Genomic DNA, 12,719 nt, shown 5'->3' on the forward strand with positions numbered 1-12,719 from the left:
CAACACTGCGGTGCGGATCGGTTATCCTTGCCATGGACCGAATGACAAAAAAGGGGACACATGGAATCGACCATCCTGAAACGCCGCGACATCGATTTTCTGCTCTACGAATGGCTGGACGTCGAAGCGCTGACCGCGCGCGAACGCTACCAGGACCACAGCCGCGAAACCTTCAACGCGGCGCTCGACAGCGCCGAGCAGATAGCGACCGACCTGTTCGCGCCGCATAACAAAAAAAGCGACGCGCAGGAACCGCATTTCGATGGCGAGCGGGTCACGATCATCCCTGAGGTAAAAACCGCGCTCGACGCCTTCTGCGCGGCCGGTTTCATGGCGGCCGGGCACGACTACGAATACGAAGGCATGCAGCTGCCCTACGTCGTCGCCAAAGCGGCGGGCGCGTACTTCACGGCCGCGAACGTGGCGACCTCCGCCTATACCTTCCTCACGATGGGTAACGCGAACACGCTGCTGAAAACGGCGACGCCGCGCCAGGTGGAACGATTCGTGCGCCCCCAGCTGGCAGGGCGCTTCTTCGGCACCATGTGTTTATCGGAGCCGCAGGCCGGCTCCAGCCTGTCCGACATCACGACCCGCGCCGAGCCCGATCCGGTCGACGGTCCGGAAGGCGAGCGCCAGTACCGGCTGCGGGGCAACAAGATGTGGATCTCGGCCGGCGAACATGAACTGAGCGAAAACATCGTGCACCTGGTGCTGGCGAAGATCCCCGGACCGGACGGCAAGCTGATCCCGGGCGTGAAAGGCATCTCGCTATTCATCGTGCCGAAATACCTGGTCAATGAAGACGGCTCGCTCGGCGAGCGCAACGACATCGCGCTGGCAGGGCTGAACCACAAGATGGGCAACCGCGGCACGACCAACTGCCTGCTCAATTTCGGCGAAGGCAAGTTCAAGCCCGCGGGGAAGGCGGGCGCGATCGGCTACCTGGTCGGCGAGCCGCACAAGGGCCTCGCCAACATGTTCCACATGATGAACGAGGCGCGCATCGGCGTTGGCCTCGGCGCCACGGTGCTCGGCGTGACCGGCTACCTGCACGCGCTCGACTACGCGCGCAACCGCCCGCAGGGCCGCCATCCGGCCGAAAAGGACCCGGCCAAACCGCAGGTCGCGATCATCGAGCACACCGACGTGCGGCGCATGCTGCTGGCGCAGAAGGCCTATACCGAAGGTGCGCTGGCGCTGATCATGTATTGCGCGCGGCTGGTCGACGAGCAGCGCACGGGCGCCTCGCCGGAAGCGCAGGCGCGCGCCGGCATGCTGCTCGACTTCCTGACCCCGATCGCCAAGTCCTGGCCTTCGCAGTGGTGCACGGAGGCGAACAGCCTCGCGATCCAGGTCCACGGCGGTTATGGCTACACGCGCGAATACAATGTCGAGCAGTTCTATCGCGACAACCGCCTGAACCCGATCCACGAAGGCACGCATGGCATCCACGGCCTCGACCTGTTGGGACGCAAGGTGTCGATCCAGCAGGGCGCGCTCTTCAAGGCGGTGAGCGAGGAAGTCGCCGCCACGGTGGCGAAAGCGCGTTCGGCCGATTCGCCCGACCTGCACGCTTACGCCGCCCAGCTCGAGGCGCTGTGGCAGCGCATCGGCGCGGTGACGGCGACCCTGTACGGCGCCGGCGACATGAACAAGACCCTGGCCAACGCCAGCCTGTACCTGGAAGCGGTCGGGCATGTCGTCATCGCCTGGATGTGGCTGGAGCAGGCGCTGGTGGCCGCACGCCATGACGCAGCGGACGATTTCTACCGCGGCAAGCTGCAGGCCTGCCGCTATTTCTTCAACTGGGAATTGCCGAAGTCGGCGCAGCAGTTTGAGCTGCTCGCAACGATCGACACGACGACGCTCGACATGCGGGATGCGTGGTTCTGATGGCGGACGCTTTCGACCCGACGACCCAGCTGACGCTGAACGACATCGAGATCGGCGCGCGCCTGGTCGAGGCGCTGGTGCACCATGCACGCAAGTCCGACGGCGCGCCGATAGCGTACGCCGGGCTGCTCGAGCTGGCGCGCTTCCTCGACCCGAAGGATGCGGCAATGGGCCGCGCGGAAGTGCTGGGCATCGCGATGAAGCTGCGCTTCGTGGCCGAGTTCTGCAAGGAGCACGCATATCCAAACCTGGCGGCGCTGGCGGTGCATTCGGCCACCATGCGGCCCGGCCCCGGATACGTGGGCGAGTGGGAGGCCGAGCGCGAGGCGATTGCCGCCTTCGACTGGTCGCCGGTCGCCACGACGCTGCCCGACTACGTACGCGCCGCGCGCGCCGGCGTGCCCGTCCGCTTCAAGCTGCGCAAGGAGCGCCCGGCGGAAGTGTCCTGGTACGCCTATTTCAGCGCCCACCGGGAGGCGTGCAAGAACATCACCTCGGGCGACAAGAGGGAAGTCGTCAACCTGGTGATGGCCGGGCTGGATCCGGAGACGGCGCTGCGACGCTTCCTGGCGGCGAAGGCGACGTTCGAGGCGGACGTTCCGCCAACAAGCTAGCGTGTACAAGAATGCCGTCTGCTCATCAACAAAGTTGGTCGGTGCGTATTTCAGATGGTCTGCAATCGGCCAGAAGCGGTCATCCCACAGGAGCCAAAATGCTTAGTAATGTGAATTGCCGCGCTCTTGCAGAGCAGTGTCTAGCTCGAATAGCACAACAATGTGGCGACCAGCTTGTGCTGATGCCTTGCCCGCTCGAGACTCCAGCCACGCTGGCGTACACCTATCAGACGTCGGATTTCGTGGCGGCGGGAGACTTTGTTCATGCATTGGCGGGCAATGGGCCGATCCTAGTGAGTAAGTTGACTGGATCTGTCGAAGTCGCGGGAACCACACTTCCGGTCGAGGACTATGTTCGGGAGTTCGAAGCGAAGAACGCAAGGTCCGCTTCGGGTCGTTAGCGGACGCTACTATAGGTCTGCTTTCGGCCCAGCCTGTGTAAAAACGTAGGTCGTGTAAACGGCGCCAGTGTAGTAAACGTTAAGCCAGTATCTCATCACTTCGGGTGCTAAATGAAGCGCTTTATTGAGGGCGAAGACCGCGGACAAGGCACGCTGCTGCCCGAACACCTGGACGACTACGTGGCCGACGATAATCCGGTTCGTGTAGTCGATGTGTTCGTCGACGAGCTTGATCTCGCCAACCTGGGTTTTGCTCGGGTGGCGCCGGCGAAGACGGGTCGGCCGGCCTACCATCCCGCCGTGCTGCTCAAGCTGTACATTTACGGCTACCTCAATCGGATTCAATCGAGCCGAAGGCTTGAGCGCGAGGCCCAGCGCAACGTCGAGCTGATGTGGCTCACCGGACGCCTGGCGCCCGACTTCAAGACGATAGCGAACTTCCGGAAAGATAACGGTAAGGCAATTGGTAAAGTCTGCCGGCAGTTCGTCGTTCTGTGTCAGCAGTTGGATCTTTTCTCGGATGCGGTCGTCGCGATCGACGGCAGCAAGTTCAAGGCCGTCAACAGCAGCGACCGCAATTTTACCGATGCCAAACTCAAGCGCAGGATGGCGGAGATCGAAGCGAATATCGGTCGCTACCTGGCAGAACTTGATACGGCTGACCGTCAGGAACCAGCCACTGCAAAGTCGAAAACCGCTCGTCTGAACGACAAGATCGCGGCGATGAAATCGCAAATGGCAACGCTCAAGGAAATCGAAGCGAAGCTGATGGAGACTGGGGAAACGCAGATCTCACTCACTGATCCGGACTCGCGCTCGATGATGACGCGCGGCTCAGGCATCGTTGGCTATAACGTGCAAACTGCAGTCGACGCTAAACATCATTTGATTGTCGAACACGAGGTCACAAATAACGGCAGCGACCGCGACCAGTTGTCTGGCATGGCCAAGAAAGCCCGTGCTGCCATCGGCACGACGACACTGACGGCAATTGCCGACCGCGGCTACTTCAAGGGCGAAGAAATCCTGGCCTGTCATGAGGCGGGCATCTCAGCTTTGGTGCCACCTACGAAAACCTCCGGAGCCAAGGCCGACGGTCGATTCGACAAGGCTGACTTCATTTACGACCCGCAAAAGAACGAATACCGCTGTCCGGCAGGCGAATCTCTGATTTGGCGCTTCTCGAGTGTCGAGAAAGGAATGACGAACCACCGCTATTGGAGCTCGAACTGCAAGGGCTGTTCGCTCAAAAACCAGTGCACGCCGAGTTCGCAGCGGCGGGTGACCCGCTGGGAACATCAAGACGTGCTCGATGAAATGCAGGCGCGTCTGGAACAGACGCCGGACGCAATGCGAATCCGGCGTTCGACTGTCGAGCATCCGTACGCGACGATCAAGGCGTGGATGGGGGCGACGCACTTCCTGACGAAAGGACTGGAGCGCGTCAAGGCCGAGATGAGCCTGCACGTGCTTGCCTATAACTTCAGGCGCTTGATGTCGTTACTTGGCATGCAGGGAATGCTGGCTGCAATCAGGGCGTACGCCCATTTTCTGACCCGCCAAGGCCTGCTTGAAGCGTTTTCCTTAATGGCCTTGCTGAAAATGCTCAAGTGGGATTACAAGGCCTCGAACGCGTCTCTATCTTCCAGAATCAGCCCAGGCCCGCACAATTCGGCTTGCAGTTCGTCGGTTTGAGTTTTTACACAGCCTGGACCAGAAGCAGACGTGTGGAGATAGCATCTATGCATGGTAGGCTGAAAATCTGCCGCGAAGGGACCAGCGACTCTTCTCCGCCCGACCGTCTGGCAGTAGGAGAAATCGCATGCCTAATAGCCAAGCATATGTATGCCGCCGCGAGAATTACATTCAAGCAGCCTATGTGGATGCAGCATTGGCTTTGCTCAACAGCAGCCATTCTCATCGACTGACATCGATGTTGCGTACGCATGGCGTCCCAGACGATGTGATCGCGCGAGTCTTGGGTACGAACGGTCCATTTAGAGACCGCCGTCCGTATAATTCGCCGCAAACGAGGTAGAAACCTAACTGGACAGGCCGTATTAAGGTTTAGAGCTGCCGGGGGCGACGCGTCGCGGACGATCAGCACAAGGCTTCCAACGCCTTTTCAAGGCAACCGCAAGACTGCTTTCACTTCACAAGGCGATGGGGAGGAACTTAAATACGCGTCGACCAAACGGGTGTGACGGGTATTCATGGTATGAACAGTTCCAGCAATTACTCGTAACCAGGGAAACTTAATTTTCGCTTCACATATGAAGTCTGCAATGTGTAGATCATCAGGTGACAGACCGGCTATCAAAACATCGAATCTAACCCCAGCCAAAGCATTATATGCATGACGTACGTCTTGCACTCCCACTACTCGGCAGGGAGACTTTTCCACCATATCTAGCACAGATCGTAGAAGAGTGGGGTCCTTCTCAAGGATAAGGACATAAATCATTGTGGGTCAATTGCGGTTCGCGTTGGCCAATTTTACTGTGCCGACGCTCAGCAATTGTGCAGGACTGCGTATGTATGGTTTGTCGGATAATTCGTACACTGATCATTCATAAGGGATGGGTAACTGTCAGCGACGTCGTCAACAGATGATCGCTATGCCAAAGTGCGTTTCCACGTAGCGAACGTCCGCAATGGGTCGATTGCAGACGTCGGGCAGGACTGCAATCGCTCTGTTGCAGCGCCACCAAGTGGACGATTAGGGTGACCTCGGAGCCGATAACAAGCGTGCGAACAAAGCGGCGATAGTGGTCGGGGACCGCATCTTCTCCACGTACGTCATCGATGGGGCAAAAATTTACGTGATTACTAAGGCCGAACGAAGTTCGACGTGCCTGCTCATAGCGAGCGAATATTGAAAAAGCGACTGAAAGGTCCCTTTTCTTATTTCCTGCCTTGCGTTCCCTCATCCACGACCTTACACTCGCACTGTCTGTGCTGGTGGCGGCGGAAGAAAAATCTGAATTACGGGGCAAGTTCGATTTTTCCACAGCAATAGGAGGCACATCATGACGCAAAGTAGTTATCCGCTTGACGCACAAAATTTCCTGACTCCACATGAGGGAATTCTTGCAGTATCACTTATTTGTAACACCGCCATTGAACGGCTTGAATCAAACCCACTTTATGACATCTTGGTGGAGTTTGAAAAAATCCGTGCTATCGAGATTCTGAAGCAGCTTCGGCTTGCTTGCCAGCAGCATCAGGAAACGTGCGGATTTGTTGAAATGAAGTAAGCAAATTTAGCAATGTGATGATAGGGAGTTGGCCGCTCTGGATAGCATTGCCCTTCATTCCCGGTAAGGCACTGCATTGATCGATATCGTCTGACCATCGCTCGATGATCAACTCAAGTTAGCGTTGCTTGCTGTTCTAGATCCATGACTCTCCGTTTGCCCATAGCTAGCCCTTCTTGGGTGCTTCACGACGCAGCTCGTGTGCTTGTCTTTCTTGCGATACGCCACCGGGATCGTGGAGTCAGACCAGCATAGGTACTTGGCTCGCTCTGCTGTCTATGCGATGTTCATCCACATCAACTCTGCTGGCCAGTCCTTCCACTCATAGTTTTGAAGCTCATCGACCGTTGCGACAGCGACAGGGATGCGCTGACGTGTCACCTCGTACTTTGTAAGCTTCTGCACAAGCCGGAGTTAAGGCTTTACAAAAGTTGCTCTTTGAATGCATTTCGTGCAAAACTGTGGTCGATAGTGAAAGAATCTTCCGTCCATCACGAAACGGTCGGAGCCGACAAATGAGATTGAGGGAAGAACAAATGGATTTAGTTGATCAGCTTCGAGCGCTTTCGTCGCGCATCGCGTTGACGAAGGATATGGTCAGTACCGAAGAAGCTACCAAAAACGCGATGGTCATGCCGTTTATCCAAGCACTTGGATACAACGTGTTTGACCCGACAGAGGTCACGCCGGAGCTTATTGCGGATGTCGGAACAAAAAAGGGCGAGAAGGTCGACTATGCCATCCTCAAGGATGGGCAGCCCATTATTTTGTTCGAGTGCAAAAAGAGCGGTGGTGACCTCAGCATCAACCACGCGGGCCAACTTTTTCGGTACTTCCACGTTACTGAAGCGAGGTTTGGCGTCTTGACCAATGGGCTGATCTACCGCTTCTTTACCGATTTAGAGCAGCCTAACAAGATGGACGAGAAGCCATTCTTCGAGTTCAACATCCTTGACTTCAAAGATCGAGATGTAGACGAACTCAAGAAATTTGCGAAAGCGCTATTTAACGTTGACACGATTCTGACTACCGCCAGTGATCTTAAGTTCACCCGAATTATTCAGTGGCGGTTAGCTGAATGGATGACTAACCCATCCGAGGAACTGGTTCGACTCCTCTCGGCTGACCTGCTTGGTGGGAAGCGCTTCACGCCGGTGGTTAAAGAGCAGTTTACTTTGATTACTAAACGCGCATTCGAATCCCTGATAAGTGAACGCATCAATGAACGTTTGAAGGGAGCGATGACCCCAGAGCTATCGTTAACCCAAGAACCACCTTCAACTCCTTCCCCGGTAGTAGTAAAGGAAAAGGACGGGGACCAGATCGTTACTACTGCTGAAGAGATCGAAGGATTCCACATTGTCCGGGCTATCCTGCGAGACTGTGTGCCCCTGAAGCGTATCCATATGCGAGATGCACAAACCTACTGCGCCATTCTTCTGGACGATAACAACCGTAAGCCGATTTGTCGCTTGCGCTTCAACAATACCGAAAAGTTGGCGGTTGGCTTGTTTAACGAAAATAAGGATGAGGAGCGGTTTCCCCTGTCGCAAGTTGAAGACCTCTACAATCATTCCGACGCGATTCGCTCGGCTCTGATGCTTCATCTTCCTAAAACCGAAGTCTGACGGTTTTTCAGCCACGCTCAAAAACGATTGATAGCCAGATGGACCCAGTGTCAATGATTTTAGCGCTTGCGTTGAAGAATCCGCAAGCAACTGCAGAAGCGGTTAAGCAGTATAACGAACCGGGACAAGTTGACGTACTACAGTTGCGTTCAAGTCTCGCGGACTTTGCCATGCAGACCTTAAGCTGCTACCACAAAAGCGCTCGTTTTCGAGGAGTCTCTGTTTTAGGGGCACCGTGGCGGCAACAGGCTATGTACGGAGCGAGTGGCTCAGTGGTGATGACGATTAGCTTCACGGGCCTCTCCGGCACTCAGTATCAAATGGCCGTGGCGGGTATGGCCAAAGATCAAGCCTATAGAACCTTCGTTATTCAGGAAAACTCGTTAGTTCCGTATAATAGGCATTGCTCGCTGGAGAATCGGACAGAGGCCTGAGAACGCGCACGGCCTGTTGTAGTGGGCGACCGAAACAGTCGCGCTTTTTTAACTCTACATAATATTGATCGAATCAGTGCACAGGGCGCTCTACAACGCCGTCCGCTTTGGGTCGTTAGCGGACGCTACTATAGGTCTGCTTTCGGCCAGGAGCGGACATTCCACACGAGCAAAGGCCGTGGGTTTTCAAATTAGAAGGGAGATGTGATGGCAGACCAGAGTCAAAACGGCTTTCGCCCACTCCGAAAATTGAAGAGGATTCACTCGTGCGCGCTCTACTTGTACACTCGAGGGGCAGCCGAACGGCTGCTTCGCCAACTAGAGCGTGCTGAGGTACGCCACGTGGATGATGGCGGATGGGTAGCCTTCAATTCGCGGGTGACGAGCGTCGCTCCATAGGCAGTTGCGTTGTAGAAGCGACATACTTGGATCGCGACGGCGTTCCAGTAGCATCGCGCTCAATGCGGACATAAATGGGCGACTCTATGAACTCGACATGTGGAAGGTCGACTTTCCTTCGCTCCATGAATACCTGGCTTTTAAGCGTGTGATAATCAAAACCTGAGTACCGAAGAGTTGTACGTCGGCTCCGGGTTGCTAGCGGGCACTACAATAGATCCGCAATCGGCACTGCGTCAAAGCAATTGCCGACCTAGGGCCCGTATCATTGATGAGCCGCCTATATGGCGGTCGGACGCATGTCCGTTCGAGTACTAGAAGGCTGTAGGTTGCAGCTTCAATTCGCCTCCAGATCCGACGCTCACACGATACGTCCGAACCTGTCCCGCAGTGAGTGTCGTCGTTGTCTCGGCATTGCCGGCAAAGCAAATTCCATTCGACATCGCACCGAGTATGTGCTCGCCCGGCGACACATAGATTTGCACTTTTTCGCTTGTCCCAATGTCAGCGAACGGACGACCGTCCACGTAGAGTCGGAAGTTACAAGCCCCGTTGTTTATTCCGGAGTCGCGCTTCAGGATGAGCGACGCTGCCCCTGCGACGGGCTGGAGCATTTTTGGCTCCAATATTTGCCCAGATGGGATAGGGCTTGCGGCCCGGGTTGATACAACCTCGGTCGCGCAGCCGGATAGAGCAAGTAGAGCACCAGCAACAATTGGTAATCTCATAATTATCCCCTTGGTTATAAGAAAATTAATACTACACCTGAGCCCGCTGCCGGTCACGCGGAAAACACGGCCCGGTTTGCGAACAAATGGAATGGCTCTCACAATATCCACTGTCCGGAACGATCCCTGCATTCCTCAACTTCGACGACATGCCTCTCAATGCCATTACGGTGCTTTAGCGGTGACGAGGGTCTGCTTCGGGTCGTTTGCGGACGCTACAATAGATCTGCTTTCGGCCAAAAGCAGACAGTCGTTTCAACCTATCGAAGGGTGAAAACTATGCGCTCTCCATCAAGACTCATTCCACCTCGCAGCGAGAAGGGCATCTCGTGGGTGTGGTTGCTGGGAGCCTTGTTGGCTGGGTTCGGGTATTTTGTCTATTCCTCGTCGAACATGGCCCGGTGCATTACAGCCTTTCTGATCCTTGCGTTCTGTGTTCACGTGACCGTCGTCAACAGACGGGAAAAGCGCAGATTTGAGAGGATGTGCAGCATCCGTGATGAGGAATCGATCTGCACCTTTGCACAGAGGTTCTCGACTAGGCATGTTGATACCTGGGTCATTCGTGCAGCACATCAAGAGATCCAGCAACTGATGAAGTCATACATACAGGCCTTCCCCGTGCGCGCATCGGACTCACTCCTGGACGACTTGCACATAGACTACGAAGACATCGAGGACTTGTTGGTGGACATTGCTGCGCGATCTGGGCACTCGCTCGATGAGACCGAAAACAACCCTTTCTACGGGAAGATAAATACGGTTCGTGATCTGGTGCTATTCATCAATGTGCAACCACGATTGGCCACTGTTCGACCGTTCGCTTAGGGTCGTAAGCGGACGCTACAATACGTCCGCTGACGGCCGGAAGCGGACTCTTAAGGTAGCCGGGCCAAATTCCACCCTCGGCTCGCAGCGTTGTGTTTTCCTTATCCGATCAAAGCGCCGGTCACAATAGGTCGCTAGCAGCCGTTCAGACCGCGCATCAGTCGATTGCAGACAAAAACTTGTGGTTTTGCAATTTCAACAATATAATTTCCTGCACTTAACTTCTCTTCGCTGCTACTTCCATGGAAATGAAAAATTTTGGGCCGCTAGCCGTGCTAACGGGATGTGTTACAGCGTTCGCGGGTTGTGTCAGCACTCCCGCATACGTGTCGGATCCTGCTCCTGCGCTGCTGCTGACGCATGGAGTGCGCTCCATTCCCCAAGTTGGAATCGCGAGTACGGCAGAGACAGGGGATACGATGTATGCGGAATCGCAAACGACCTCTAGTCAAGAAGCTACGGTAACGCTAACCCAACCTGCGACCGCGACAATGGACTTGGGCCATAAGCTAAGCGTCGAGGCAGGACGGAGTGGGCAGCTTATGAATACTATGGGCCGCAAGGCAGTATGCTGGCAGTTTGTGACAACGCCAGGCGTCGGCGGGCCTGCGCATGCATGTCTGCTCGATTACAGCGACGCCAATCGGTTCGACTATGTAATGTTCAGGAATAGGGACCGTGTATTTCCATTGACACGGCCGGTGGGATACAGCGTCGTCAAAGGCGCGGCAATCGAGACCTCACAGGAAAGCAAGTTCCGGCGAGAGCTGCTATATCAAGGCCTGTCAAAGGGCACAATTAAGCTGTCGTATCGTGAATTTGCAAATGACATGGCTAGGCCAGCATTTACACAAGACGTTCTTTATGACCTCGAGAGCAACGGCAAAACGACCGTCGTGTTCAAGGGGCTCCGTGTCAATGTCCTTGAAGCAACGAGTGCTCGCATCAAATACGTTGTCGAACAGCCGTTTGCAAAGTAAAAACAGTCACGTCGGCTCCTAGGTTCGCCCTTTAAAAATTTGCCATAGGTCAGCCGCGAATGTTGAAATAGGTGCGTTACCGGTCAGGAGCAGACGTTGGCAGATTAGGCTGTGCATCGAATGATAAAAGGACAAGAGATGCTGGAACTGAGTAGTCCACGGTGGGGTGAGTTGCGCGATGCATACGGCAGCGCTGCGAAGATTCCTGAGCTTCTTCGGCAGCTGTCGGCCTTACCCAGCGATAACGGCAGTTCCGAACCGTGGTTCAGCCTATGGAGCTCCCTTGCCCACCAATGCGACGTGTACTCGGCTTCGTTTGCTGCGGTTCCGCACGTTATCGAGGCAATTGCTAGCTCACCAGAAGGTGTGACCGAGGTGTATTTTCACTTCCCAGCATGGATCGAAATCTGCCGGCATAAGAATAGCGTCGACGTTCCAGATGAGCTGGCAGCAGGTTACTTTGATGCCTTGAAACGTGTCCCCGCACTGGTGGCAAGTGCTGCAAAAAAGCAGTGGAGCGCTGCTTTTACGGCCTTTGCCTTGTCTGCCACGGCCGCCGCGCAGGGTCAACACGAGCTTGCAAAGGCGTTGCTGGAGCTGGCGTCGCCGGACACTGTTGGCGAATTCTTGGAATGGTCCAACGACCGCTAAGGTCGGAAGCGGCCGGTCACGATAGCTGCTATCGACCATGAGCGGGCCAATTCGCTGAAATGACGACCTGAAACTATATTAAGATTCCCAAGCATGCAGAGGGACCGAATCGCCCCGGGTTGCCGGTCATTGAACATCTACAGCGGGTACGCCGGCTGGTTTGCAAGAGCGAGCCTGCGTGCGACCAGCAGCAAACTCGACGCCGATTATAAGGAGACACGATGTCCGAACTAAAAGTAAGAAGCTTCAGCATATCGCTCGATGGCTTTGGAGCGGGCCCGAACCAGAGCCTGGAAAATCCAATGGGTGAGCGCGCGCAGGGGCTGCACGGGTGGTTCCGCGGCACCCGCACTTTCCAGCGCATGATGGGAGACGCAAGCAAGGGCGTCGACGGCCCGGACGACGATTTTGCCGCGCGCGGCTTCGACAACGTCGGCGCCTGGATCCTGGGCCGGAACATGTTCGGCCCAGTCCGTGGACCATGGCGGGACGACGAGTGGAAAGGCTGGTGGGGAGAGGAACCTCCGTATCATGTCCCCGTATTCGTGCTGACCCATCATCCCCGTCCGCCGCTGGAGATGAAAGGCGGCACGACCTTTTATTTTGTCACCGACGGCATCGAGTCCGCTTACGCGCAAGCCCGCCAGGCAGCAAACGGCAAGGATATGCGCCTGGGGGGCGGCGTGGCGACGATTCGCGAGTATTTGCGCGCCGGCCTGATCGACGAGATGCACCTGGCAATCTCCCCGGTATTGCTGGGATCGGGGGAATCCTTGTTCGCGGGGCTGGACCTGCCAAGCCTGGGATTTCGTTGCACCGAGCACGTGCCGACCGCATCCGCAACGCACGTCGTGCTGCGGAAGGAACAGTAATAGGTTGAGAAGGCGTCAATGATGCAGAGGT

At 55.9% G+C, this 12,719-nt stretch carries 8 protein-coding genes and 2 pseudogenes; all 10 read left to right on the forward strand.

The genetic code is table 11. The features are described from left to right. Positions 1-60: 60 nt before the first annotated feature. The 10 genes and pseudogenes from AC1MEM_RS15075 (at position 61) to AC1MEM_RS15120 (ending at position 12,688) form a co-directional block, all read left to right on the forward strand. Positions 61-1,896, forward strand: coding sequence for an acyl-CoA dehydrogenase (locus tag AC1MEM_RS15075; RefSeq protein ID WP_499471734.1), 1,836 nt, complete (start codon positions 61-63; stop codon positions 1,894-1,896). Then, the gene (locus tag AC1MEM_RS15080) at positions 1,896-2,510 is read left to right on the forward strand and encodes a hypothetical protein (RefSeq protein ID WP_499471736.1); all 615 of its coding nucleotides are present in this window, start codon (positions 1,896-1,898) and stop codon (positions 2,508-2,510) included. The genes AC1MEM_RS15075 and AC1MEM_RS15080 overlap by 1 nt, the downstream gene beginning before the upstream one ends. Positions 2,511-3,022: 512 nt before the next feature. Continuing rightward, positions 3,023-4,450 (forward strand): annotated as a pseudogene (locus AC1MEM_RS15085) (IS1182 family transposase); the annotation flags it as partial. A 1,490-nt stretch (positions 4,451-5,940) separates the two neighbouring features. Then, the gene (locus AC1MEM_RS15090; protein ID WP_499471738.1) at positions 5,941-6,168 is read left to right on the forward strand and encodes a hypothetical protein; all 228 of its coding nucleotides are present in this window, start codon (positions 5,941-5,943) and stop codon (positions 6,166-6,168) included. A gap of 536 nt (positions 6,169-6,704) precedes the next feature. Continuing rightward, on the forward strand, positions 6,705-7,796 hold the full coding sequence (locus AC1MEM_RS15095) for a type I restriction endonuclease (protein ID WP_499471740.1): 1,092 nt from the start codon (positions 6,705-6,707) through the stop codon (positions 7,794-7,796). Between the two features lie 53 nt (positions 7,797-7,849). Beyond that, a complete protein-coding gene (locus tag AC1MEM_RS15100) occupies positions 7,850-8,230 on the forward strand; it encodes a hypothetical protein (protein ID WP_499471742.1) in 381 nt (126 codons plus the stop codon). 356 nt (positions 8,231-8,586) lie between these two features. Next, positions 8,587-8,795 (forward strand): annotated as a pseudogene (locus AC1MEM_RS15105) (DUF6984 family protein). Between the two features lie 1,932 nt (positions 8,796-10,727). Further along, positions 10,728-11,165, forward strand: coding sequence for a hypothetical protein (locus AC1MEM_RS15110; RefSeq protein ID WP_499471744.1), 438 nt, complete (start codon positions 10,728-10,730; stop codon positions 11,163-11,165). A gap of 138 nt (positions 11,166-11,303) precedes the next feature. After that, a complete protein-coding gene (locus tag AC1MEM_RS15115; protein ID WP_499471745.1) occupies positions 11,304-11,816 on the forward strand; it encodes a hypothetical protein in 513 nt (170 codons plus the stop codon). A gap of 221 nt (positions 11,817-12,037) precedes the next feature. Then, a complete protein-coding gene (locus AC1MEM_RS15120) occupies positions 12,038-12,688 on the forward strand; it encodes a dihydrofolate reductase family protein (protein ID WP_499471747.1) in 651 nt (216 codons plus the stop codon). Positions 12,689-12,719: the final 31 nt, after the last annotated feature.

Source organism: Telluria sp. AIW5 (assembly GCF_056680575.1).

Bases quoted from the DNA above. Each gene is read 5' to 3' on its own strand.
- AC1MEM_RS15100 (WP_499471742.1), top strand. From the start codon at position 7,850: ATGATTTTAGCGCTTGCGTTGAAGAATCCGCAAGCAACTGCAGAAGCG.
- AC1MEM_RS15095 (WP_499471740.1), top strand. From the start codon at position 6,705: ATGGATTTAGTTGATCAGCTTCGAGCGCTTTCGTCGCGCATCGCGTTG.
- AC1MEM_RS15080 (WP_499471736.1), top strand. From the start codon at position 1,896: ATGGCGGACGCTTTCGACCCGACGACCCAGCTGACGCTGAACGACATC.
- AC1MEM_RS15110 (WP_499471744.1), top strand. From the start codon at position 10,728: ATGAATACTATGGGCCGCAAGGCAGTATGCTGGCAGTTTGTGACAACG.
- AC1MEM_RS15120 (WP_499471747.1), top strand. From the start codon at position 12,038: ATGTCCGAACTAAAAGTAAGAAGCTTCAGCATATCGCTCGATGGCTTT.
- AC1MEM_RS15115 (WP_499471745.1), top strand. From the start codon at position 11,304: ATGCTGGAACTGAGTAGTCCACGGTGGGGTGAGTTGCGCGATGCATAC.
- AC1MEM_RS15075 (WP_499471734.1), top strand. From the start codon at position 61: ATGGAATCGACCATCCTGAAACGCCGCGACATCGATTTTCTGCTCTAC.
- AC1MEM_RS15090 (WP_499471738.1), top strand. From the start codon at position 5,941: ATGACGCAAAGTAGTTATCCGCTTGACGCACAAAATTTCCTGACTCCA.